The organism is Prevotella pectinovora, from assembly GCF_041323955.1.
GTDB lineage: Bacteria > Bacteroidota > Bacteroidia > Bacteroidales > Bacteroidaceae > Prevotella > Prevotella pectinovora.
This window is the reverse complement of sequence record NZ_JBGLIV010000001.1, coordinates 1004430-1027577: the sequence shown is the minus strand read 5'-3', so window position 1 is coordinate 1027577 and position 23148 is coordinate 1004430. Positions and strand designations below refer to the sequence as shown.

Annotated in this window: 19 protein-coding genes; 8 read left to right on the top strand and 11 right to left on the bottom strand. The window is 45.7% G+C overall.

Annotation, left to right across the window (positions count from 1 at the left end; genetic code table 11):
• Positions 1 to 66: 66 nt before the first annotated feature.
• From ACDC99_RS04045 to ACDC99_RS04015, 7 genes are all read left to right on the top strand, one after another.
• Positions 67 to 1755, top strand: a complete 1689-nt coding sequence (locus ACDC99_RS04045) for a transposase (protein WP_042517040.1) — start codon at positions 67 to 69, stop codon at positions 1753 to 1755.
• A 402-nt stretch (positions 1756 to 2157) separates the two neighbouring features.
• Positions 2158 to 2661, top strand: coding sequence for a DMP19 family protein (locus ACDC99_RS04040; protein WP_022315681.1), 504 nt, complete (start codon positions 2158 to 2160; stop codon positions 2659 to 2661).
• A 111-nt stretch (positions 2662 to 2772) separates the two neighbouring features.
• A complete protein-coding gene (smpB, locus tag ACDC99_RS04035) occupies positions 2773 to 3252 on the top strand; it encodes an SsrA-binding protein SmpB (RefSeq protein WP_022315683.1) in 480 nt (159 codons plus the stop codon).
• A gap of 48 nt (positions 3253 to 3300) precedes the next feature.
• The gene (locus ACDC99_RS04030) at positions 3301 to 3939 is read left to right on the top strand and encodes an HAD family hydrolase (protein WP_370755906.1); all 639 of its coding nucleotides are present in this window, start codon (positions 3301 to 3303) and stop codon (positions 3937 to 3939) included.
• 21 nt (positions 3940 to 3960) lie between these two features.
• Positions 3961 to 4821, top strand: coding sequence for a type I methionyl aminopeptidase (map, locus tag ACDC99_RS04025; protein ID WP_022315685.1), 861 nt, complete (start codon positions 3961 to 3963; stop codon positions 4819 to 4821).
• Positions 4822 to 4847: 26 nt separating this feature from the next.
• A complete protein-coding gene (tsaD, locus tag ACDC99_RS04020; protein WP_022315686.1) occupies positions 4848 to 5879 on the top strand; it encodes a tRNA (adenosine(37)-N6)-threonylcarbamoyltransferase complex transferase subunit TsaD in 1032 nt (343 codons plus the stop codon).
• Between the two features lie 16 nt (positions 5880 to 5895).
• Complete coding sequence (locus ACDC99_RS04015) at positions 5896 to 6438, top strand: CinA family protein (RefSeq protein ID WP_022315687.1); 543 nt, start codon at positions 5896 to 5898, stop codon at positions 6436 to 6438.
• 119 nt (positions 6439 to 6557) lie between these two features.
• Here ACDC99_RS04015 and ltrA read toward each other — a convergent pair whose 3' ends face one another.
• The 4 genes from ltrA to ACDC99_RS03995 all read right to left on the bottom strand — a co-directional run bounded on the left by ltrA (position 6558) and on the right by ACDC99_RS03995 (position 10216).
• On the bottom strand, positions 6558 to 7964 hold the full coding sequence (ltrA, locus tag ACDC99_RS04010; RefSeq protein ID WP_044075172.1) for a group II intron reverse transcriptase/maturase: 1407 nt from the start codon (positions 7962 to 7964) through the stop codon (positions 6558 to 6560).
• 556 nt (positions 7965 to 8520) lie between these two features.
• Positions 8521 to 8979, bottom strand: a complete 459-nt coding sequence (locus ACDC99_RS04005) for a DUF4293 domain-containing protein (RefSeq protein WP_022317247.1) — start codon at positions 8977 to 8979, stop codon at positions 8521 to 8523.
• 2 nt (positions 8980 to 8981) lie between these two features.
• Positions 8982 to 9308, bottom strand: a complete 327-nt coding sequence (locus ACDC99_RS04000; RefSeq protein ID WP_022317248.1) for a DNA-directed RNA polymerase subunit omega — start codon at positions 9306 to 9308, stop codon at positions 8982 to 8984.
• An 83-nt stretch (positions 9309 to 9391) separates the two neighbouring features.
• Complete coding sequence (locus ACDC99_RS03995; RefSeq protein ID WP_022317249.1) at positions 9392 to 10216, bottom strand: outer membrane protein assembly factor BamD; 825 nt, start codon at positions 10214 to 10216, stop codon at positions 9392 to 9394.
• Positions 10217 to 10679: 463 nt separating this feature from the next.
• Between ACDC99_RS03995 and uvrB the strand changes: the two genes are divergently transcribed.
• The gene (uvrB, locus tag ACDC99_RS03990) at positions 10680 to 12734 is read left to right on the top strand and encodes an excinuclease ABC subunit UvrB (RefSeq protein WP_044064563.1); all 2055 of its coding nucleotides are present in this window, start codon (positions 10680 to 10682) and stop codon (positions 12732 to 12734) included.
• Positions 12735 to 12750: 16 nt separating this feature from the next.
• On the opposite strand, the gene ACDC99_RS03985 is transcribed toward uvrB, so the two are convergent.
• The 7 genes from ACDC99_RS03985 to ACDC99_RS03955 all read right to left on the bottom strand — a co-directional run bounded on the left by ACDC99_RS03985 (position 12751) and on the right by ACDC99_RS03955 (position 23110).
• On the bottom strand, positions 12751 to 13380 hold the full coding sequence (locus ACDC99_RS03985) for a response regulator transcription factor (RefSeq protein WP_022317251.1): 630 nt from the start codon (positions 13378 to 13380) through the stop codon (positions 12751 to 12753).
• 210 nt (positions 13381 to 13590) lie between these two features.
• A complete protein-coding gene (locus ACDC99_RS03980; RefSeq protein WP_370755905.1) occupies positions 13591 to 14748 on the bottom strand; it encodes a sodium ion-translocating decarboxylase subunit beta in 1158 nt (385 codons plus the stop codon).
• 49 nt (positions 14749 to 14797) lie between these two features.
• The gene (locus ACDC99_RS03975; protein WP_022317253.1) at positions 14798 to 15256 is read right to left on the bottom strand and encodes a biotin/lipoyl-containing protein; all 459 of its coding nucleotides are present in this window, start codon (positions 15254 to 15256) and stop codon (positions 14798 to 14800) included.
• A gap of 33 nt (positions 15257 to 15289) precedes the next feature.
• The gene (locus ACDC99_RS03970; protein ID WP_044073924.1) at positions 15290 to 16252 is read right to left on the bottom strand and encodes an OadG family protein; all 963 of its coding nucleotides are present in this window, start codon (positions 16250 to 16252) and stop codon (positions 15290 to 15292) included.
• Positions 16253 to 16286: 34 nt separating this feature from the next.
• Positions 16287 to 17975 carry a putative transporter gene (locus tag ACDC99_RS03965; RefSeq protein ID WP_022317255.1) on the bottom strand — a complete coding sequence of 563 codons (1689 nt, stop codon included), beginning with the start codon at positions 17973 to 17975 and terminating at the stop codon, positions 16287 to 16289.
• A 262-nt stretch (positions 17976 to 18237) separates the two neighbouring features.
• The gene (gene nifJ, locus ACDC99_RS03960) at positions 18238 to 21837 is read right to left on the bottom strand and encodes a pyruvate:ferredoxin (flavodoxin) oxidoreductase (protein WP_288772132.1); all 3600 of its coding nucleotides are present in this window, start codon (positions 21835 to 21837) and stop codon (positions 18238 to 18240) included.
• An 85-nt stretch (positions 21838 to 21922) separates the two neighbouring features.
• Entirely contained in the window at positions 21923 to 23110 is a 1188-nt protein-coding gene (locus tag ACDC99_RS03955; RefSeq protein WP_370755902.1) for an ATP-binding protein, read from the bottom strand.
• Positions 23111 to 23148 lie beyond the last annotated feature (38 nt).

Sequence of the window (23148 nt, the reverse complement as noted above, 5' to 3'; positions counted from 1 at the left end):
TAACTCAGAATCGTCTTTATTCTCAAGTATTTTTCGTACCTTTATAGTAAATTAAGACGATAAGATATGGCATACAAGAAAGGTTCTGACAGGCGACAGAGGGTTCTTTTCCCAGACTGCATTGACGAGTATGTGGAGGCTGACGCTCCCGTAAGACTCTTTGATGCATTCGTTGACCGTCTCAAGATGGATGAACTGGGATTTATCCGCAGTACACCCGCTGAGACCGGCACTCCTGGTTACAATCCTCGCGATCTGCTCAAGCTATACATCTACGGTTACTTCTATCAGGTTCGCTCCTCACGCAAGCTTGCCCGTGAGTGCAAGTGTAACGTTGAGGTTATGTGGCTGCTCGGCAAACTGTCTCCAGACTTCCGCACCATCTCTGATTTCCGCAAGGATAACAAGGAGGCTATCACCAAAGTATATAAGGAGTTCAATAAGTTTTGCATGGGACTGAAGCTCTTTTCCAAGTCGTACATCTCCATTGACGGCAGTAAGTTCAAGGCTGTAAATGCCAAGGACAATAATCTTACGTTGAGCAAGCTCGATGACCGAATCAAGCGTCTTGACGAACACATCTCCATCTACATGGAGGAGCTTGACGCTTACGACCATGAAGAAGGACGCAAACTCTCAAAGGATGAGATTCAGCGCAAACTTGATGTATGCAAGGAGCGCAAGGAACGCTACGAGGGCTACCGAAATCAGCTTGAGGAGAGTGGCGAAAGCCAGATTTCTCTTACCGATACCGATTCCCGACTGATGAAAGCCAACGAGGGTTTCTGTGTAGGCTACAACGTGCAGACTGCTGTTGATGCCGAGAGCCACATGATAGCTGGTTTTCAGGTAACCAACAACCCTACTGACCACGGTCAGATAACCAACGTTGCTTCTGAGATAAAGGCTGATTACGATGTGCCAGTTCTTGAAACCACTGCAGACAAAGGCTACGAGTGTCCTGAGGATCATGCTGACGCACTGGCAAATGGTATCATACCTAACGTCATCCAGCGTGATGGTGGATGTACGGAGCAAGTCCAATTTGACTACAACGAAGCAACCATAACCGATGAACAGAAGGCAAGCACAAAGCCGGAAGACCTGAAAGCATGCTTGGAGGCAGGCGTAATACCTGATGTTTACGAAGGAATCCTGACCGATGCACAGACTGCTGAGGTCAAGGAATTCGCTACCGATGTTGTTGACTCCGCAGTACTGAAGATGACTCCCGAGCAGATGCGTGCCAAGGCTCTTGAAGGATACTTTGTAAGGGATGCCGAACGTAATCTTGTCTATTGCCCGCAGGGTGAAATCCTCAGACAGAAGTCAATCAAACGAAACGGCATGATACGCTACTGCAACAAACTGGCATGCAAGAAATGCAAATGCAAGTGTACTGCCCAGAGGTTCAAGGAGGTCGACTTTAATAAGGATACATTGATAAAGGCTACCGAAGCTAAGCGCAAGCAACTCAAGGAAGAGAACAAGGACAAACCGAAACCTCCCAGAACGAAGGTAGTGAAGAAAGTCGTACGCTATGTCCTTCACCTTGACCAGAATAAAATGGACAATCGCAAATGTCTCTCCGAGCATCCTTTCGGAACCATGAAGCGAACTCTTGGACAATACTATTTCTTACTCAAAGGCTTTGCCAAAGTCAGTGCTGAGATGGGCCTCTTCTGCCTATCTTACAACCTTCGTCGTGCCATAAGTCTCAGAGGTGTGCTAGCCCTTGTTGCTGCACTCCGATAAATTTATTTAGGGGAATCATATACCATCAAAAACACGCTCTAAGTATGCTCGTAGCGGCAATTTTTAGCCCTTATGACGAATTGTTTAACATAAACTGATTTTTTAAGATGAAAACTTATATGCCCTTAAATGGGCTCAGGTGGAGTCGCAATAGCGGCTCTGCCAACTGTGATATGCCTCAAAGTGCCGTTTTCGGACGGCCTGGGGGGGGAGGTTAGGTGGGGACTGAAGTAGTAGTAAGACCGTGGTTGCTCGTTTTTGGCAACTCTTGTGACCATTGGGAGTTATCCTGGCAATTAGAATTGCCGCAGATGGCTACTTGAGCAAAAAAATCATTCAAGATAGCTTATACTGCGATATTTTACGTAACTTTGCAAAAAAAATAGAAAGACAGACAGTTATATGAATGTTGTTATCAAGGAAACGGATATAATAAAGGCAGCCAACGAAGGCATGGACGAGTTCGTCAACCTGTTCTCAAATGCCATACTCGACAGCATCGGGGGAAGTCTCACGGCTGAAAACATGGCAGAGCTTTCGGCAGACCAAATCACGCTTCTGGCTTATATCTGGCTGAGAGACGAAGTGATGGACGGAGGATTCGTGCAGCTCATACACAACGGCTACGGACCATTCATCTTCGACAACCCATTCGCAAGGGCGATGAAACAATGGGGACTTCGGGATTTCTCAAAATTACTGTATTCGGCAAGAAAACTATACAATGAAAACAAGGAGGAAATAGAAAGAGAATGCAGCGATGAGGAGTTCATGGCTCTGTTTGAAAGATTCCCTGACTTTGATGATTTCGACGACACGTTCGTGGAAAACGAAGAGGAATGGACTTCAGAAATCGCCCATTACATCGATGGACACATCGATGAATTCGCAAAAATCGAACAGTAAAAGCATCCATATTGTCTGTAGTCTTGACAACACACTTATTATTTCAGTCCAGACTGTAGTCTTGGCTGAATATAGTCTTGACGACATAATGAATTAGAAGAAAAACGTTTTATGAATAAAGAACAGGAATTGTTGAGAAAGAAAAGTCCTGTGAGCATACGCAACAAAAAGGCTTCTTTCGAATATTTCTTCGTAGACACATACACGGCAGGAATAGTGCTGACAGGAACGGAGATAAAGTCCATACGCATGGGCAAGGCTTCGCTCGTGGATACATTCTGCTATATACACAACGGGGAAATATGGGTGAAAGGAATGAATATATCGCCTTATTTCTATGGCTCTTACAACAATCATGAGAGCAAGCGCGACAGGAAACTTCTCTTGAACAAAAAAGAAATCCACAATCTGCAGGAAGACACAAAGCAGGTGGGCTTCACCATCATACCGACGCTCCTCTTCATCGACGACCATGGAAGGGCTAAGCTCGACATAGCCCTATGCCGCGGAAAGAAAGAATTTGACAAGCGTCAGACTCTCAAAGAGAAAGAAGACAGAAGAGAAATGGACAGGGCAAGGAAAAGATTCTGACAAATGTAGAAAGATATTTTGTCGGATGCAAGAGAAAATCCCTTTGATATGAAAATAAAGAATATAATGTTTGACTTGGGTGGCGTGATAATGACCATCGACCAGCCAAGTGCAGTAAAGAGATTCAAGGAAATAGGACTGGAGGACGCAGATCGGCGCCTTGACCCCTATACCCAGAGCGGAATATTCGGAGACCTGGAAGAAGGAAAGATCACGGCTGACGAATTTATCCGCGAACTCAGCAAGCTCTGCCACAGGCGACTGACTTTTGATGAATGCAAATACGCATGGAGAGGATACACGAAAGAGGTGTCTCTCAGAAACATAAAAGTCCTGGACAAACTTAAAAGCATGGGCTACAGACTGATTCTCATCTCTAACACAAATCCTTTCATGATGAGCTGGGGGATGAGCGACGGCTTCTCTGGCGACGGACGAAGCATAGCTGATTTCTTCGATTCTCTATACATGAGCTTCAAGATGAAGATGATGAAGCCGAACAGGAAAATGTTTGAGGAAATCATTTCTAAAGAAAGTATTCTGCCAGAGGAAACTCTCTTCGTTGACGACGGACCGGCAAATATAGAAATGGGAAAGAATCTGGGATTCAAGACGTTCTGCCCCCAAAACGGAGAGGATTGGACGAAGGAGCTCCTTGACGCCCTTGAAGCTCTGAACGCAAGATAGAAGATCAAAACTTAATATATCATGTTTAAGAAGAAAAGAAGATGGCATTGTCTGTCAGGACAAGAGCCAACTGAGCTTGACAAGAAGGTAATGTATTGGGAAAACAAAGGTAAAGAGGTTCCGACACGTGACCTCATCCGAACTCCCGAAGAAATAGAAGGAATAAAGCGTAGCGGCATCGTCAACACAGGAGTGCTCGACGAAGTGGCAAAACAGATACATGCCGGCATGAACACTCTGGAGATTGACAAAATCTGCTATGACTATTGCGTAGACCATGGCGCAACTCCAGCATGCCTCAATTATGAAGGTTACCCCAAAAGCGTGTGTACGAGCATCAATGAAGTGGTGTGCCACGGAATACCTAAGGAGGAGGATGTCTTGCAGGAGGGCGACATCGTCAACGTTGACTTCACCACAATACTTGACGGATATTTCGCCGACGCCTCACGAATGTTCATTATCGGCAAGACTACTCCTGAGAAGGAGCAGCTCGTGAGAGTGGCAAAGGAATGCCTCGAAATTGGAGCTGAAGCGGCAAAGCCGTATTCTTTCGTCGGAGATATAGGTCACGCAATACAGAAACATGCTGAGAAATACCACTACGGTGTGGTAAGAGACTTGTGTGGACACGGTGTGGGACTGAAATTCCACGAAGAGCCTGAGGTACTGCATTTCGGACATCGTGGAACAGGAATGCTACTCGTGCCAGGCATGGTTTTCACCATCGAGCCGATGATCAATATGGGAACATGGCAGGTATTCATCGATGAAGACGATGAATATGGATGGGAAGTAATCACGGGTGACGAAAAACCGAGCGCACAATGGGAGCACACTTTTCTAATGACTGAACATGGAGTGGAGATTCTCACCCACTAAAGGCTGAGGCTTGAAAATTTCTGATTATGGAACAAAAGGATATATATATATTAGGAATAGAAAGCAGCTGCGACGATACTTCGGCTGCTGTCTTGAAAAACGGAGTGCTGCTGAGCAATGTCACGGCTTCGCAAGACGTGCACATGGCATATGGCGGCGTTGTTCCTGAACTTGCGTCGAGAGCACATCAGCAAAACGTCGTGCCCGTGGTTGACCAGGCTATAAAAAGAGCCGGTATAACCAAAGAACAACTGTCGGCTGTGGCTTTCACAAGAGGTCCGGGCCTTATGGGCTCGCTGCTCGTGGGCGTAAGTTTTGCCAAAGGCTTCGCACGCTCGTTGGGCATTCCGCTAATCGACGTGAACCATCTCCAGGGTCATGTCATGGCTCACTTCATAAAAGAAAGCGATGACGACAACTCTGCTCCCCCACTCCCGTTCTTATGTCTGCTCGTAAGCGGCGGAAACTCACAGATAGTCAAGGTGAACTCATACAAGGACATGGAGCTACTGGGACAGACTATCGACGATGCTGCCGGCGAAGCAATAGACAAATGCTCAAAGGTGATGGGACTCGGATATCCGGGCGGTCCTATCATAGACAAGCTGGCACGCAAGGGAAACCCCTTGGCATATAAGTTCGCTGAGCCTCATATAGCCAATCTGGACTACAGCTTCAGCGGACTCAAGACTTCTTTCCTCTATAGTCTACGTGAATGGATAAAGGACGATCCGGAATTCATCGAACATCACAAGGAGGACATCGCGGCAAGTCTTGAGCATACGATAGTGGACATCTTGATGAAGAAACTTCGTCTAGCCGTGAAGCAGACGGGCATAAAGCACGTGGCTGTGGCAGGAGGCGTGAGTGCGAACAACGGACTGCGGAATGCTTTCAAAGACCATGCGAAACGTTATCATTGGGATATCTACATTCCAAAGTTCAGCTATACAACCGACAATGCGGCCATGATAGCCATAACGGGATATTATAAATATATGGACAAGGAATTCTGTCCGATAGACGCTCCGGCGTTTTCTAAAGTAACGTTCAAATAAAACAAAATCAAACACAATGGGTTTCGAAAACAAAATACTTAGTAGAGAGATCAGCCAACTGATATGGGAAAACGGCAAAACCCTCGGCACTGCTGAGAGTTGCACCGGCGGACGTATCGCAGAGTCTATCATCGCCATGCCAGGTGCTTCCAATTATTTCAAGGGGGGGATCGTTTCCTATACCAATGAGATAAAGGAGAGAATCCTCGGCATCAGCCACAATCTTCTGGAAGAGAAGACTGCCGTATGCGAGGATGTAGCGATAGAGATGGTGAAAGGCGCCATAAAGGTTCTTGATGTTGACTATGCCATTTCGGCAACCGGTTTTGCCGGTCCTGGCGGAGGCACGGGCGATATTCCGGTGGGTACGATCTGGCTTGCCTGCGGCAACAAGGATGATATCGTGACAATGAAGCTGGAAGACGACTTCGGCAGAGACATAAATCTTGCAAATGCCACGACAAAGGCTCTTCAGATGTTTCTGCAATATCTGCTCGACCGAAGCGAAAAAAGCGATGATGACGGCGAACCGACTCCGACATTTGGAGTTGTGGAATGATTAAGAAACTATCATCAAAGTCATACAATCGAGTAGGAGGAAAACGAAGCAGTTTTCTTCCTACTTTCGTTTTCCGACCTCTCACACCACCGTACGTGCGGTTCCGCATACGGCGGTTCCTATTTTGGATACCATTCGAGATATGCCTCCATTAAAGTAGCATACCCTGCGGAGCGTAGTTTATTGTTATCTATCGCCCTTTTTAGAACAGGGCTGTCAGCTATTCGCCAATAGCCCTTGCGAGTATTACCCCATTCGTATGCTTGGTATTTATTAATGCCACATCTGATGAGGTTTGCCACTTTTGTCTTGACTTTCTTCCAAGCTTTCCATATACACATGCGTATTCGACGTCTTAACCATTCATCAGTATCAAGTAAGAGACGTTTCATATTAGCAAGATGATAATAGCCGACCCACCCTCTTATGTATTCTTTCAGCTTTTGCTTTCTCTTGGCGTATCCCCATCCGTTGCTGCGACTTGTCAATTCTTTCAACCTTGATTTCATCTTGGCTTTGGACTTTGGGTGCACTGTGAGTTGGCATTTGCCCTTCATCACATAAAAGGAGTAGCCGAGGTATTTCACTCCGCGCACATACGACACTACGGTCTTTTCCTTGTTGACTTTGAGATATAGAGTATTCTCTATAAATCGGGTTATAGACTCCTTCACTCGCATTGCTGCCCTCTTGGACTTACAAAATATCATCGAGTCATCTGCATAGCGTACAAAGGGAAGCCCTCTGCGTTCAAGTTCTTTATCCAATTCATTGAGCATGATGTTGCTCAACAACGGACTTAGCGGTCCTCCTTGGGGAGTTCCTTCCTCACTCGCTTCAAACAAGCCTTTGTTCATTACACCACTTCGGAGATATTTGTGTATAAGACTGACAACTCTGCCGTCTTTTATCGTACGGCTGAGGATTTCTATGAGCTTGCTATGGCTCACGGTGTCGAAGAAGCGTTCAAGGTCAAGGTCTACTACATAGGTGTAGCCCTCGTTGATTATCCTTTGCGCTCCACGCAGTGCATCATGGCATCCTCTTCTCGGTCGGAAGCCGTAGCTTGTCTTGGAGAATTGGTTCTCATAGATGGGAGTCAGTACTTGGTTGATGGCTTGTTGCACCACACGGTCTACTACTGTAGGTATTCCCAACAGGCGCATCTTGCCGTTGTCTTTGGGTATTTCTACCCTTTTCACTGGGTTCGGACGGTAAGAGCCGTCCATCAAGGAACGGATGAGCACATCCTTGTTGGTCATGAGCCATGGGAGCAACTGCTCGCATGACATCTTGTCGATACCACCACAGCCTTTGTTTCTCATAACAGCCTTGTAGGCTCGGTTGAGATTGGAAGGACTGAGGATTTGCTCGAAAAGGTGCTCCTTGTCGAATGGTACTTCCACGATGTTGTCTTCACACATCCACATGAAGGTCTGCACTCCCCCATACCATTCGGTTTCCGACCTATCTCTTTGGGGGCAGCCATTAACTTGGGATAATGTTTTCTGCATTCTTTCCTTCATGAGGTATGTTTCAATTACTATCGTTTAATTGTTAGGTTCAGCCCTTCGTGCAACGTTATCGACTATTGCACTACTATGGCGTCTGCTGACTTCTCACGGTAAGCTTTACTCCGCTTCTTTCGTAAAAAAGACTATTTGAAGCGTCCGTGAGACCTCCTCGGATAAGGGCATTGTCTTTCCATCTTATACCCACTTCATTTACACCGACCGTTCCGAATAGCTATGGGGCTTTGGTCTGTGTTGCAACCTTACCCACGGTCATATGCCTTGTATGAAGTTTCTGTACGTTAGGTCAGATGTTTGCCACCGGCTTCTTTCAGATTTCACCTCACGATGAACACCCTTGCCTTTGGCTATGTAATTCCCGCTATTAAGGCTTACTCGGGACTTGCACCCGTTAGACAATGCTCGTGCCGAGCATACAACATAAAGGGAGCCATATCAAAGAAAAATATTGATATGACTCCCTTTAACTATATTTTACTTGACAGGAATGATAATTCTTGCTTACAGCAGACAGACCGCTAACATCATTCCATGTCATTATATAAGATTTTCATCTTATTCTGTCGGCTGCACGGATAAGAGCCTCGTCTGCCTTTATGGCTTTGCGGGCCATGAATATCAATATCATTGAAACCAATGGCAGTACTGATACAAAACCGATTTTGAAGTCTGCATCCAACTCCCCTTTGAACATCCATGCGAAAACAGCATAAGCTATATACCATACGACTATGAGCAAATTGTTCCATCCGCAAAGCTTTATCTGCAATTTTCTGTTGTTAAACTTGAATATAGTGAAGAAGCTTGTAACAGTAGCCAGGAGCAATATGCAGAAGAGAGGACATACAGTATAGCTTACGCTTCCGTTGCCGTATTGAATCCACAGATTATACATTGCCGTATCCACTCCAAGATTCTTGGGATGAAATACTCCTATGGGAAGACACAAGCATACAATCGTCAGAATAGCCGCTACCAAGAGGAAAACGGACTGTTTGCGCTGTATCATATTTAGTTGTTGTCTTTTGATGGGTCGCGCCAATAAATCTTTCCCTCAACGAATTCCTGGGTAGCAAGCAATGTTGGCTTTGGAAGTTTCTCGTAATAACGGGAAATCTCTATCTGCTCACGGTTCTCGAATACTTCCTCAAGGCTGTCATTGTAGGAAGCAAACTCTGCCAGCTTCTTGCTGAGATCCTGCTTGATCTCAATTGAAATCTGGTTGGCACGTTTGCCGATGATGGCTACACTCTCGTAAATATTATCGGTCTCATCGCAAAGATCCATAATATTGCGCGTAACGGTATTTACCGGTGCTTTTGACTTTTTGTAATCCATTCTTTAAAATTATTATTATTGTTTTCTGTTTTTATTCTCAAGATGGCAAGACCACTTGCTCGAAATGGAGGCCGTACCGATTGCTAGTCTTTAACGTATTTCTTGCAGATATTGATGTATTTCTCAGCCAGGCTGCGGCTCTTGGAGTCTGGATATTCGTTAATGAATCCATAGCATTCATCCTCTGCGTCTCTATAGCGGTCGATGCGTTTTGACTCTACGCTCTGTTCTGCCAACTCGAACTTACTCTTAACGATAAGCAACGCGAAGTCTTCTCTCAGTTCGCTGTACGGATAGTCGTTCAGCGCATTCTGCGCTGTGATGATACATGCCTGATAATTGCTGCCTCCGTTAGTGCAGTTGCCGAAATATGTTCCGAGATTATAATACAGCTGTGCGGAATATAATTCTTTCTTTACCAACTTATCCTGCAACTGGAAGAGTCTGCCCTGCGCTTTGTCTTTCATCCTGGCATCCTGAAACAAATCCATATAATCCTGAAAGGCCGATATGGCTGATACCGTCTGAGACTGGTCAAGACGAGGTTCCGGAGTGCACATATACAGACTTTCGCCGATGTAGTAAGAAGCAAGTTCTGCATACATGCCCTTAGGATACGACTTGTAATACTTCTTGAAATATTCAGCAGCGGTTTCATAGTCTTTGTCCTTGAACTCAGCCATTGCCAACATGAAGAGAGACTCCTCAGCATTGTCTGTACCCTTCTGTATTGTCACAAGCTCCCGCAGAAGTGTCGTGGCCTTGACATATTTGCCACGAGCATAGCACTCCTTGGCATACTCGTATTTCAAATCGTTGTCTGTCGACTTATATATCTGGTTGAATTGGTTCACGCAACTCGTGAAAAGGAGCATCGCTCCGGCCATTACGACGATTATCTTTTTCATATAAGCAAATTAATTCGAGTTGCAAAAATACACATAATAATTTATACTTCAAAATATTAGCTTTCGATTTACCTGAAATATCCGCATTTTTAGCCGTTTATTCGATTTTTTACAATTCCTTAAACACAAAACGGCGATTAGGGCTTGCTTGTATTTTGTTTTTTAGAAGAGTGGATTTTGTTTGGCTTTTAAACCAGACACGAATAAACCGCAATGCAATGAGGACATTTACAATCAACAGTATTACGTATAAGAAAACGCTTGTCTACATGGCAAGAACTATAGGAATACAACCATGGAAGCGGCAAGTTGCAACTGCGAATACGGCTTTTCCTTGATATTCCCAAAAAGTTAATTCTCCATCTCCTTTGTGGCTTATGATAAAATGAGTACTTTTGCAATTCGGACATGTTCTTCGCCTTTTGAAGTCATGCTTAACAACATAAGGAAGAATCATTAAACGATGGATAAATTCACTCTCACTTCTAAATACCAGCCAACTGGTGACCAGCCTGAAGCAATCCGCCAGCTCACCGACGGATTGAATAATGGAGACAAGGCACAGGTGCTGCTTGGCGTAACGGGTTCAGGTAAGACATTTACAGTAGCAAACGTAATTGCCAACGTGAACCGCCCTACTCTTGTGCTTAGCCATAACAAGACATTGGCTGCACAGTTGTATGAAGAGATGAAAGGATTCTTCCCGGAAAATGCCGTGGAATATTATGTTTCATATTATGATTATTACCAGCCAGAAGCATATCTTCCGCAGACAGATACATATATAGAGAAAGACCTTGCCATCAATGAAGAGATAGACAAGCTGAGGCTGTCTGCCGTGTCTGCGTTGCTCTCTGGAAGAAAGGATGTCATTGTAGTGTCTTCCGTTTCATGCATTTACGGTATGGGTGGTCCTGCTGCCATGGCGCAAAGCGTGATAACGGTCAAACGAGGACAGGTTCTTTCGCGCAACATGTTCCTTCGCCGTCTTGTAGACTCGCTTTATGTGAGGAACGACTTGGAGCTGCAGCGTGGCAATTTCAGGGTTAAAGGCGACACAGTGGACATATTCATGGCATATAGCGACAACGTGTTGCGCGTTACGTTCTGGGATGACGAAATCGATTCCATCGAGGAAGTTGACTCTGTAACGTTCCACAAACTTGCATCATTCAACGAGTATCAGATTTATCCAGCCAATCTGTTCATTACTTCAAAGGAACAGACTCAGGAAGCCATCAGCGAAATATCCAAAGATCTTGACGAACGCATTGAATTCTTTAACGAAATTGGCGACAACATTAAGGCCCAGAGAATTAAAGAGCGTGTAGAATATGATATTGAGATGATAAAAGAGCTTGGACATTGTTCTGGAATAGAGAATTATTCAAGGTATTTTGACGGACGCTCGGCAGGTGACAAGCCTTATTGTCTTTTGGACTTCTTCCCTAAAGATTATCTCATGGTCATTGACGAAAGCCACGTCAGCGTGCCTCAAATAAGAGCAATGTATGGTGGCGACAGGGCACGCAAGCAGAATCTCGTGGAGTTTGGCTTCAGACTACCTGCCGCATTCGACAACCGTCCTCTGAAGTTTGAGGAATTTCAAGAAATGACAAATCAGGTGATTTACGTATCTGCCACTCCCGCAGACTTTGAACTGCAGGAAGCAGAAGGTGTCGTAGTGGAACAGGTGATACGCCCTACAGGACTGTTGGATCCGGAGATTGAAGTGAGGCCAAGCGAGAATCAGATTGACGACCTGATGAACGAAATACTGATACGTTGCGAAAAAGATGAGCGTGTGCTGGTGACCACTCTGACAAAGCGTATGGCGGAAGAGCTGACTGAATATCTTTTGAACCATGAAGTGAGGGCAAATTATATACATAGCGACGTGGCAACTCTTGACCGTGTGAAGATAATGAATGATTTGCGGGCCGGTCTCTTCGATGTCCTGGTTGGTGTGAACCTTTTGCGCGAAGGACTTGATCTGCCGGAAGTGTCATTGGTTGCCATTCTCGATGCTGACAAAGAAGGGTTTCTGCGTTCTCATCGCTCGTTGACACAGACTGCGGGTCGTGCTGCACGAAATGTTAATGGCAAAGTCATCATGTATGCTGACACCATCACAGAAAGCATGCAATTGACAATCGACGAGACGGAACGTCGCAGAATGAAACAAATGGCGTATAACAAGGAACATCATCTCACGCCAAAGAAAATCGAGAAGGAAATCAAGACAAGCGCCCTGGGAGTCCAACGCAATGGCTCTAATGAAATGGAAACAAAGGTTGGACACAAGACCACCACGTACGCTCCATACGTTGAAAAAGATTCGTTGGCATTTGCAGCTGATCCTATAATGATGAAGATGAGCAAGGCTGAAATCGAGACAAGCATTGCCGACACTACGGAATTGATGAAGAAGGCTGCAAAGAATCTTGACTTCATTCAGGCTGCGCAATACAGAGATGAGATATTGCGCATGGAGAAATTATTGGATGAGAAGCGATAAACCATCATATTGGCGCCTAATCAGACAATTTGTCGATTTCCTCAATATCGATGTATCCTTGCATTACTGCATAAACCGTGAGTGCGCCCACACTTTTGCGCTTCAGCTTTTCCGTGATGTTCTTTCTGTGGGTAATTACAGTAGACAGGCTGATGCACAGCTTGTCAGCGATTTCCTTGTTGATATACCCACGCACAATATGAGTCAGGACCTCTATTTCCCTTGGAGACAAACCCTTTGACATTTCTTTTGCGGTGTGTTCAGGAAACTTGTTGCCATGTGCATGTGCACTCTGTTCAAGATGAAGCAGAGATTTTACGAGTTCACTTTCTGATACATTCACGTTAACGCTGTGGAATTTTTCCACTACCAGACTTGGTTCATTGGTGGATGTCAACACAATAGTCTTTTTCTTGTTATCTCTGAAGAACTGCAGGTTTGTGAACAATATGTGTTCGGTCACGAAGAAGTGATAGTACAATTGCATGTCATTTGTTTCCAATTCAGAAAACGAGCGGAAACAATCAACAGTAATTTCTGGCATTATGTCCTTCAATAATGATCTCAATCCAATTGCCGCAAAAGTGTTTGAATCAATGATTGCGACCTGTGGCTGCTGTGGTAGTGTGGAATGTGCTGTATTCATCAATTAAACGTGTTGAACTAATAATTGTACATTGATTAAATTATGCATGATGCTATAAAATTGCATGACAACATATGGATAATTGCATGACGATAATGGATTGTAGCATGACACATAAGGATTGTAACATATGAAAACAACAAGCAGGAGATAGTCGTTATCTCCTGCTATTATTTATTTGCCATAACAGATTCTGCTGTCAGGTCAGCTTTATGAGAAGAATCCCAACAATGCTCCTGCTGCTACAGCAGAACCGATCACTCCTGCCACATTCGGTCCCATGGCATGCATGAGAAGGAAATTATGGCGGTCGTATTCAAGTCCCATGTTGTTTGAGATACGTGCACACATCGGAACGGCACTCACTCCGGCATTACCAATCAGCGGATTTATCTTCTTGTGCCTTGGCAGGAAGATGTTCATGAATTTCACGAAAAGAATACCCGTAGATGAAGCAATGATGAATGCGAAAGCACCAAGAAGGAATATGAATACCGTATTCATCGTCAAGAACTCACTCGCCTGTGTAGAGCATCCTACAGTCAGACCAAGGAGAACAACTACGACATCATTGAGAGCACTTCCCGCAGTCTTTGCCAATCGTGTGGTCTTGCCAGACTCTTTAAGAAGATTTCCGAAGAAGAGCATTCCGAGAAGCGGAAGACCTGACGGCACCATGAAAGTAGTGAGCAGCAATCCAATGATAGGGAACATGATTCTTTCCAACTGGCTTACCCTTCTTGCAGGCTGCATACGGATATGTCTTTCCTTCTTTGTGGTGAGAAGACGCATCAATGGAGGCTGGATAACAGGAACCAGCGCCATATATGAATACGCACATACAGCGATTGCTCCCATCAGGTTAGGACTGAGCTTGGAAGACAGGAAGATAGCCGTAGGACCATCTGCTCCTCCGATAATGGCTATGCCGGCAGCCTGGTTGGGTTCAAAGCCCAGAGCCAAGGCAATCATATAAGCTCCAAAGATTCCGAACTGGGCAGCAGCACCTATAAGGATAAGCTTAGGGTTGCTGATAAGTGCAGAGAAATCTGTCATCGCTCCGATACCCAAAAACACGAGTGGTGGATACCATCCCTGACGCACGCCCTGATAGAATATGTTGAGTACGGAGTTGTCTTCATACAATCCTATCTCAAGTCCGGCATCTGCACGGAAAGGTATGTTACCCAAAACTATACCTAAGCCTATAGGCACCAACAGCAACGGTTCGAAATCCTTCTTGATTGCCAACCAGATGAAGAAGATTCCAACAACGATCATGATGATGTTTCCCACTGTGGCATTGGCAAAACCAGTAAAGGAAAGGAATTCATTAAAGTTGGAAACTATGAAATCTATAATGTTCATAATGTTCTATTCTATATTTTATAATAACTCGAACTATCTTGAACCTTTATCAGGCGATTGTTATCAAAGCGTCACCTTCCATAACGGTATCGCCCTCTTTCACGAGAACAGAGCTAACGGTACCAGACACCTCAGCCTCTATGTTGTTCTGCATCTTCATTGCCTCAAGAATGATGACAGCATCACCGGCTTTAACGGTGTCACCCACTTTCACCTTCACTTCCGTGATAGTTCCTGGCAATGGTGCTCCGACCTTCGTTCCGGCTCCTGCCGCCGGCTTGGCTGCAACAGGTGCCGGAGCCGGAGAAGCGGCTGCTGCAGGTGCTACACTTGCAACCGGTTTCTTCACAGCTATTGGATGCTTAGGCATTGTCGAGGCATGGATAGGCTCTTTCAGCTCCACCTCAAACTCGATGCCATTGACCTTGACTTTTGCGATATTGCCTTCCACTTCAACGATTTCTACATCGTAATCTACACCTTGTACTTTATATTGATATTTGTTCATGATTTTTTATGCTGTTATTAAATTGTACAATCATTAAAAATGTTTCTCTTCGATATGGGCATTCCACATAGTGCTATGCGGCTTGATGGTAATGATATTGCTTTCATTGTCATGCACATCATCCAGATATTGCTTGAGAGCCATTGATATCACGGCAATATAGACCTCTTTATCAATACCCGACGACTGCAGACCGTCCTTCAATATCACTTTTGTCTTGTGTCCAGTCTCTGCGATCACCTCTCCGGCAGCTACGGCAGCCTTTACAGGCTGTATGTTCTTTGCCTTCTTGATGGTCTGCTTGTGAGACATGAATATACCCAAAACACGGAAGAAAACATAAAGCAAGGCAAGGCAAGAGAATACGATTCCCATTGACAGGATGGCAATGCCAAATCCGTATGGATCTTCTCGTTTCAGTTTAGCCACTTTTGATTCACCTTCTTTCAACAAGTTGTTCGTACCAGGAGTCACTTCTGCCGGGCTTTTGATTTCCCATTTCACAGAGCCGTCCTTTTCTCTGGCAAATGAGCAATCATCCTTCAGAGCAGGTACGCTGACTGAATCAATCAGGTCAACAGCATTACCGTCATAGATGGCAATCCACATCGGCTCGTTTGGCATAGCCTTCTCGCCGATATAGAAAGAACCTTCGGCTCTATGTGAATCAAGATAGAACACAACATGAGTCCTGGCGGTAAGCAAAGTGCGGTCATCTCCACTTGGAATAATGCTCATCATCGAAATCCTCTGTGGAACAGTCAACGACTTGTCCAACACTTTCCTGTCCGTAGTGATATACATGCCACGGATGTTGTAGGAAGAGTATGCGATGTTTGAAAGCTCTACCCAAGGCTTGTGCCTTCCATACTCATCTGTGATACTTGCTTTATTACTCGTCATCACCTCGTTGATCTTGATGTTTCTGGCACCTTGACCATATGCGGATAATAATGTAGTAAGTGCAGCAAAGAGAATTAAACTGAACTTTTTCATACGAATTATATAAGTTATTTATATGCAATCATCGCTACAGACCGCAGAAGAACAACACAATGATCTGTGCGGTAAATATTCTAAGGAACATACTCAGCGGATAGACTGTTGAATATCCTACAGCTGGTGCTTCCTTTGAGCATAATGAGTTGGCATATGCCAATGCTGGTGGATCGGTACATGTACCAGCCAGCATACCCATGATAGTGAAATAGTTGAACTTGTATTTCATTCTTGCTATCGTTCCGATTACCAATATTGGTATGATGGTGATGAGGAAACCGGTGAATACATATTTCAGACCGTCTCCCTGTGCTACAGTGTCCCAGAAACTGTTACCTGCTTTTACACCTACACTCGCCAGGAACAAAACCAGTCCTATTTCTCTCAACATCATATTGGCACTTGTCGTGGTATACGTTACAAGATGGAACTTGTATCCATATCTACCGATGAGGATGGCTATGATAAGCGGTCCACCTGCGATACCAAGTTTGATAGGCACAGGAATGCCATGAATGGCAAAAGGCAGACTTCCGAAAATGATACCAAGGATAATTCCTACGAATATAGTCGCGATGTTAGGAGCCTCAAGACGCTTGATAGAGTTACCCATCACAGATGCCACCCTGTTGACTGCGTTCTCTGGTCCGACTGCCATGATTCTGTCGCCCACCTGAAGAGCAAGGCTTGGACTTGCGAAGATATCCATTCCCTGACGTGTCACTCTAGTCACGTTTACGCCATAGACACTTGGGAGATGCATCTGTCCCAAAGTCTTTCCGTTGATAGAAGAACGGGTAACGAGTATTCTCTTGCTTACCATAGGTTCATCCTGTTCATTCCAGTCAACTTCAATCTCCGGTCCGATGAAAGCGTTGATCGGCTCGGCATCATCCTCTGCACAAACGATGAAGAGCAAGTCTCCCATATGGAGTCTGCTTTCGCCTGTAGGAATCGTCACGTGGCCTTCATGAAGTATGCGTGTACATACAAAATCCCTGTTGAGGAATTCATGAACCTGTTCTACCGTGCGGTCTTCAAGATACGAGTTGGTGACCTTGAGGTGCATCATGTACGGTTTCACCGCTGTATTCTCAGCTTCCTCCTCTTCCAACTTCTTTTCTTCACTTTCAAGCTTCACCCTGCAGATATATCTGACGGCGATAGTAGCGCCAATAATACCGAGCACGCCAAGCGGGTATGCGCAGGCATATCCGTTTGCAATCTGAGGTACCTGTCCGGCAGGGAAGATTGTAGACAAAGCCTCATTGGCGGCACCAAGGCCAGGAGTGTTGGTCACGGCTCCATAGAGCGTTCCAACCATCATTGGCAGGTTGTTGTGGTCGCTTGTGTCGAAGAAAATGAAATAGCATGCGAACATAACTGCGATATTAAGCAGGATCATGCATGCAGACAGGGCGTTAAGCGTAACGCCACCTTTTCTGAAACTTTCTAAGAAACCAGGACCAACCTGAAGTCCAATCATGAACACGAACAAGATAAGTCCGAAATCCTGTATGAAAGACAGGATATTCGTAGGAGCTGTAAATCCGACATGGCCTGCGGCGATGCCTGCAAACAATACGAATGTCACTCCAAGTGAGATACCACCCAGCTTGATCTTGCCAAGATAAACACCAACAGCTATGACAATAGCGTATAGCAATGCTATATGCGCTATCGAGTCAGTTGTTGTGAATAAAGCTATTAGCCATTCCATCTCTTAGTAATTTAATTTTTCTCTTAGGTTTTAGATTAAAAAATGTTTTAAAAAATTATGTGCGCAAAGGTAATGAAAAAAAAGTGTTATTGCTAATTTTTATCAATTTGTTTTCGCTATATGCCAAAAAAGTAGGGATTGCAAACAATTTGCAACCCCCACTCTCTTTATTTTATGGTCAGTTCCCTATTCTTCAATGCCGTTTAGGTGTATGTCGAATATAGAACTGACATTATGTCAACCTATTGACAGTTCTGTCTGATTAAGCCTCTGTAGCGTCAGACCAATCCTCCTTAGACTTGCGGATATAGCTTTCGTAGCGGAGCTGGGCCATTCTCTGAGTAGCAGCGAAGAGTTCGTCAGCCTCGTTAGGATAAGCCTTCTTGACAGACATGAAGCGCACCTCATTCATCAGGTAATCCTGGAACAGACTCCAGTCCGGCTCCTTAGAGTCGAGTGTGAATGGATTCTTGCCCTCGTTTGCCAACTCTGGGTTGAAACGCCACAGATGCCAGTAACCGCATGCTACGGCACGAGCCTCCTCAGCCTGGCTGCGTCCCATACCACCCTTGATCTTCAGACCGTGGTTGATACATGGAGCATAAGCGATTATGAGTGATGGTCCAGGATAAGCCTCTGCCTCACGGATAGCCTTCAGACACTGAGCGTTGTCAGCACCCATGGCAACCTGAGCTACGTATACATAACCGTAAGTAGTAGCGATCATACCGAGGTCCTTCTTGCGGATTCTCTTTCCACGGGCAGCGAACTGTGCGATGGCGCCAAGTGGAGTAGCCTTAGAAGACTGACCACCGGTGTTAGAGTAAACCTCTGTATCGAGAACAAGCAGGTTCACATCCTCACCAGAAGCGATAACGTGGTCGAGACCACCGTAACCGATATCATAAGAAGCACCGTCACCACCGATGATCCACTGTGAACGCTTAACGAGATAGTGGTCGAGAGTCTTCAGCTCCTTGCAAACATCACAGCCAGCAGCAGCACCCTCCTCGATGAATGGCTTCAGCTTGGCGGCAGCAGCCTTAGAAGCTTCAACATCATCCTTGCCGGCAATCCACTCCTTGGCTGCAGCCTTGAAGTCGTCGGCAACCTTCTCGTTTGCGATAATCTCATTGAGAAGACCTTCAACACGCTCCTTCATCTTCTTGTTAGCCATCACCATACCGAGACCGAACTCGCAGAAGTCCTCGAACAGAGAGTTAGCGAATGCAGGACCCTGTCCCTTCTCGTTTGTTGTATATGGAGTAGATGGTACAGAAGCTGAATAGATTGAAGAGCAACCAGTAGCGTTAGCGATCATCTCGCGGTCACCGAAGAGCTGAGAAACCAACTTCACGTATGGAGTCTCACCACATCCTGAGCAAGCGCCAGAGAATTCGAACAATGGCTGTGCGAACTGTGAGTTCTTAGGATTAGACTTCACGTCTACGAGATCCTGCTTAGACTTCACGTTCTTAACCAGATAGCTCCAACCGGCAGCGAGGTCTATCATATCCTTTGCGTCTGGGTTGTAAGGAACCATCTTGAGAGCCTTGACAAGCTCACCAGTCTCCTTATCCTTCTTGCCAGGACATACGTCAACACAGTTGCCGCATCCCAGACAGTCGAGTGGAGATGGCTCGATAACGAAGTGCATACCCTTCATTGCTGCAGGAGCCTTCATCTCGATAGTGTTGCCGTTGAAGCCAGCCTTCTCCTCGTCAGTGAGCACGAATGGACGGATTGCAGCGTGAGGACAAACGAATGAACACTTGTTACACTGGATACAGTTCTCAGAGTTCCATACAGGTACGAATGCCTCTACACCACGCTTCTCATAAGCAGCAGTTCCGTTCTTCCATGTACCATCGGCAGTACCGTGGTTAACGAAGTCAGAAACCTTGAGCAGGTCACCAGCCTGTGCGTTGATAGGACGAACGAGTTCCTTAACGAATGCAGGTGCGTCATCCTTCTTCACTTCATCGTCTGGCAGGTTAGCCCATGCCGGATCAACGGTGAGCTGCTTGTACTCGTCACCGCGGTCAACAGCCTGGTAGTTCTTGTTCACAACGTCCTCACCCTTCTTGCCGTAAGACTTCACGATGAACTTCTTCATCTGCTCAACAGCGAGGTCTACAGGGATAACTCCTGTGATGCGGAAGAATGCGCTCTGCAGGATGGTGTTTGTACGGTTGCCGAGACCAATCTCCTGGGCGATCTTTGTAGCGTTGATTGTGTAAACGGTGATATTGTTCTGTGCGAAGTAACGCTTTACCTTGTTAGGCATGAAGTCAACAAGCTCCTGTCCGTCGAAGATTGTGTTCAGCAGGAATGTACCGTTCTTGCGGAGTCCACGTGTCACGTCATACATGTGGAGATATGCCTGTACGTGGCAAGCCACGAAGTTAGGAGTGTTCACCAGGTATGTAGAGCGGATTTCCTCGTCGCCGAAACGGAGGTGCGAGCATGTGAAACCACCAGACTTCTTAGAGTCATAAGAGAAGTATGCCTGGCAGTACTTGTCTGTATTGTCACCGATGATCTTCACAGAGTTCTTGTTAGCACCTACAGTACCGTCAGCACCGAGTCCGTAGAACTTAGCCTCGAAGAGGCCCTCGCCACCCATTGGGATTTCCTCAACGGCAGGAAGAGAAGTGAATGTAACATCATCAATGATACCCAGAGTGAAGTGATCCTTTGGCTCTGGCAAATTGAGGTTGTCGAATACAGAGATGATTCTGGCCGGAGTAGTGTCGCAGCCTCCGATACCGAAGCGTCCGCCAACAATTACAGGTCTGTTCTCTACGTTGTAGAATGCGTTCTTCACGTCGAGATACAATGGCTCTGCATCAGCTCCTGGCTCCTTTGTACGGTCGAGCACAGCAATCTTCTTGACTGTCTTAGGAACGGCAGCCAGCAAGTGCTTGTTGCTGAACGGACGGAAGAGGTGTACGCTTACCATACCTACCTTTTCGCCCTTCTTTGTCATATAGTCGATAGCCTCGCGAGCAGCCTCAGAACCAGAACCCATGAGGATGATCACGCGCTCAGCGTCCTCAGCTCCGTAGTAGTCGAAGATGTGGTGCTCACGACCTGTGATCTTTGTCATCTCGTTCATGTAGTGCTCTACGATTTCCGGCAACTTCTCATAAACATCGTTGCGAGACTCACAATGAGTGAAGAAAGTCTCAGGGTTCTCAGCTGTACCGCGTGTTACAGGGCGCTCAGGTGTGAGTGCGCGGTCGCGGAAACGCTTAACGTCAGCTGGGTCTACGAGCTTGGCAACATCCTCCTGGTCGAGGAGCTCTATCTTGTGGTACTCGTGTGATGTACGGAAACCGTCGAAGAAGTTTACGAAAGGAATTTCAGACTTCAGCGCTGCGAGATGAGGAACTGCCGAGAGGTCCATAACCTCCTGTACAGAACCAGAGCAGAACATGGCGAAACCTGTCTGGCGGCAAGCCATGACGTCCATGTGGTCACCGAAGATACACAACGACTGCGTAGCCAATGAACGTGCAGAAACATTGAATACGCATGGAAGCATCTCACCTGCGATCTTGTACATATTAGGGATCATGAGCAACAAGCCCTGTGAAGCTGTGTATGTGCTTGTAAGCACACCAGCCTGCAGTGAGCCGTGCACAGCACCAGCGGCACCACCCTCTGATTGCATTTCCTGTACGCTAACAGTCTGTCCCCAAATGTTCTTTCTGCCACGTGCAGACCATTCGTCAACATGCTCAGCCATTGGAGACGATGGTGTGATAGGATAAATGGCAGCTACCTCTGTAAACATATAGCTTACGTGAGCGGCAGCCTCGTTACCATCACAAGTGATAAACTTTTTTTCTTTTGCCATTTTAGTAAAATATTAATGTTAATGTATTTGTTGTTTACTTATTTAATTATTACACTTTAAATAAATAATATATTAGCCTCTTCTGTCAATACAGGAATCCGAGCAGCCACAGCGGCATTTGGTTCCCCTGTCCTATTTCCGTGTTGTATCTTGCGGAATACGTGTTCGCCGAGCCTCTCGACCTTGATGAATGTGTGGCGTCGGATATGGTGAAGTCGTATTTCTCGTCCACGATGAAATGTCCGTTCTTGTTTCCCTTGTTCACCACATGATCTTTCCACAACGCATTGATGAAGAAATTCTCCATCACAGCCTGCTTGTCGGCGATTATCGGATATATCGCATACATGAGGTTAGGGTTGTGCATCACCACCATCGGTGGTTTTTTCGGGAACTCCTGCCCCACCGGATACAATATGTTTATAAGTCTTGCGTCTGCCAGATATTTGATGTAGTTCATCACGGTGGCACGGCTTGTCTCTATGTCGATTGCCAATTGGCTTATGTTCGGGGCTTTCGTTCCGTTCACAGCCAGGAGATAGAACAGCTTCTTTATCTTGGCAAGATATTTGAGTTCGATTTGCTTTATGAACAGTATGTCCACCTCCGTCATCATGTTCATCGTCTTGAGCAGGTTTTCCGAATAGTTCCTGTGCTCGCGATAGAACGTATAGAACCCGTGGTGAACGTAATCCTGGAAATACTTCAGCGGCGAAACGTATGGCAGGATTTTCCTGACAAGCTTCTCGTGGTTTTCCACTATGTCGTCAAGCGTGAAAGGTTCGAAGTTGTTTCCCGTCTGCAGGTTGATGAATTCTCTGAACGAGAACCCTCTCAGGTTGTAGCTCTTCACGATGCCGCTGAGCTCGTAGTTCTCATCCTTGAGCCGCATCACGCTGCTACCGGTAAAGACGATGTGAAGGTTTGGATAGAGATCGTAGCATTTGCGCAGTTCGCTTGCCCAGTTCGGCTCTTTGAACACCTGATCGATAAGCAGCACTCTTCCTCCGTTTCTGTAGAACTCCCCAGCGAAGTCTGCTATTCCCCTGGACTGGAAATAAAAGTTGTTCATATTTACATACAGACACTTTTTGTTTCCGAGTTCAAAGTTTTCTTTTGCATACTGCAGGAGGAAAGTGGTTTTTCCCACTCCTCGCGACCCCTTGATTCCGATCATGCGGTCGTTCCAGTCTACCTCGTCCATCAATAGACGACGTACCGGTGCATCCGTGTGCTCCACCAAATAGTTATGTGTTCTAAAAAACGCTTCCATCCCTATCATTTAATTCATTTGCAAAGTTAATGGTTTTC

Excerpts from the sequence above, each read along its gene's own strand:
- ACDC99_RS04000 (WP_022317248.1), bottom strand. The coding sequence starts at position 9,308 with ATGGATTACAAAAAGTCAAAAGCACCGGTAAATACCGTTACGCGCAAT.
- ltrA (WP_044075172.1), bottom strand. The coding sequence starts at position 7,964 with ATGAAGGAAAGAATGCAGAAAACATTATCCCAAGTTAATGGCTGCCCC.
- ACDC99_RS03965 (WP_022317255.1), bottom strand. The coding sequence starts at position 17,975 with ATGGAATGGCTAATAGCTTTATTCACAACAACTGACTCGATAGCGCAT.
- ACDC99_RS03980 (WP_370755905.1), bottom strand. The coding sequence starts at position 14,748 with ATGAACATTATAGATTTCATAGTTTCCAACTTTAATGAATTCCTTTCC.
- ACDC99_RS04030 (WP_370755906.1), top strand. The coding sequence starts at position 3,301 with ATGAAAATAAAGAATATAATGTTTGACTTGGGTGGCGTGATAATGACC.
- smpB (WP_022315683.1), top strand. The coding sequence starts at position 2,773 with ATGAATAAAGAACAGGAATTGTTGAGAAAGAAAAGTCCTGTGAGCATA.
- ACDC99_RS03985 (WP_022317251.1), bottom strand. The coding sequence starts at position 13,380 with ATGAATACAGCACATTCCACACTACCACAGCAGCCACAGGTCGCAATC.
- ACDC99_RS04045 (WP_042517040.1), top strand. The coding sequence starts at position 67 with ATGGCATACAAGAAAGGTTCTGACAGGCGACAGAGGGTTCTTTTCCCA.
- ACDC99_RS03995 (WP_022317249.1), bottom strand. The coding sequence starts at position 10,216 with ATGAAAAAGATAATCGTCGTAATGGCCGGAGCGATGCTCCTTTTCACG.
- nifJ (WP_288772132.1), bottom strand. The coding sequence starts at position 21,837 with ATGGCAAAAGAAAAAAAGTTTATCACTTGTGATGGTAACGAGGCTGCC.
- map (WP_022315685.1), top strand. The coding sequence starts at position 3,961 with ATGTTTAAGAAGAAAAGAAGATGGCATTGTCTGTCAGGACAAGAGCCA.
- ACDC99_RS03975 (WP_022317253.1), bottom strand. The coding sequence starts at position 15,256 with ATGAACAAATATCAATATAAAGTACAAGGTGTAGATTACGATGTAGAA.
- ACDC99_RS03955 (WP_370755902.1), bottom strand. The coding sequence starts at position 23,110 with ATGGAAGCGTTTTTTAGAACACATAACTATTTGGTGGAGCACACGGAT.
- uvrB (WP_044064563.1), top strand. The coding sequence starts at position 10,680 with ATGGATAAATTCACTCTCACTTCTAAATACCAGCCAACTGGTGACCAG.
- ACDC99_RS04040 (WP_022315681.1), top strand. The coding sequence starts at position 2,158 with ATGAATGTTGTTATCAAGGAAACGGATATAATAAAGGCAGCCAACGAA.
- tsaD (WP_022315686.1), top strand. The coding sequence starts at position 4,848 with ATGGAACAAAAGGATATATATATATTAGGAATAGAAAGCAGCTGCGAC.
- ACDC99_RS04015 (WP_022315687.1), top strand. The coding sequence starts at position 5,896 with ATGGGTTTCGAAAACAAAATACTTAGTAGAGAGATCAGCCAACTGATA.
- ACDC99_RS04005 (WP_022317247.1), bottom strand. The coding sequence starts at position 8,979 with ATGATACAGCGCAAACAGTCCGTTTTCCTCTTGGTAGCGGCTATTCTG.
- ACDC99_RS03970 (WP_044073924.1), bottom strand. The coding sequence starts at position 16,252 with ATGAAAAAGTTCAGTTTAATTCTCTTTGCTGCACTTACTACATTATTA.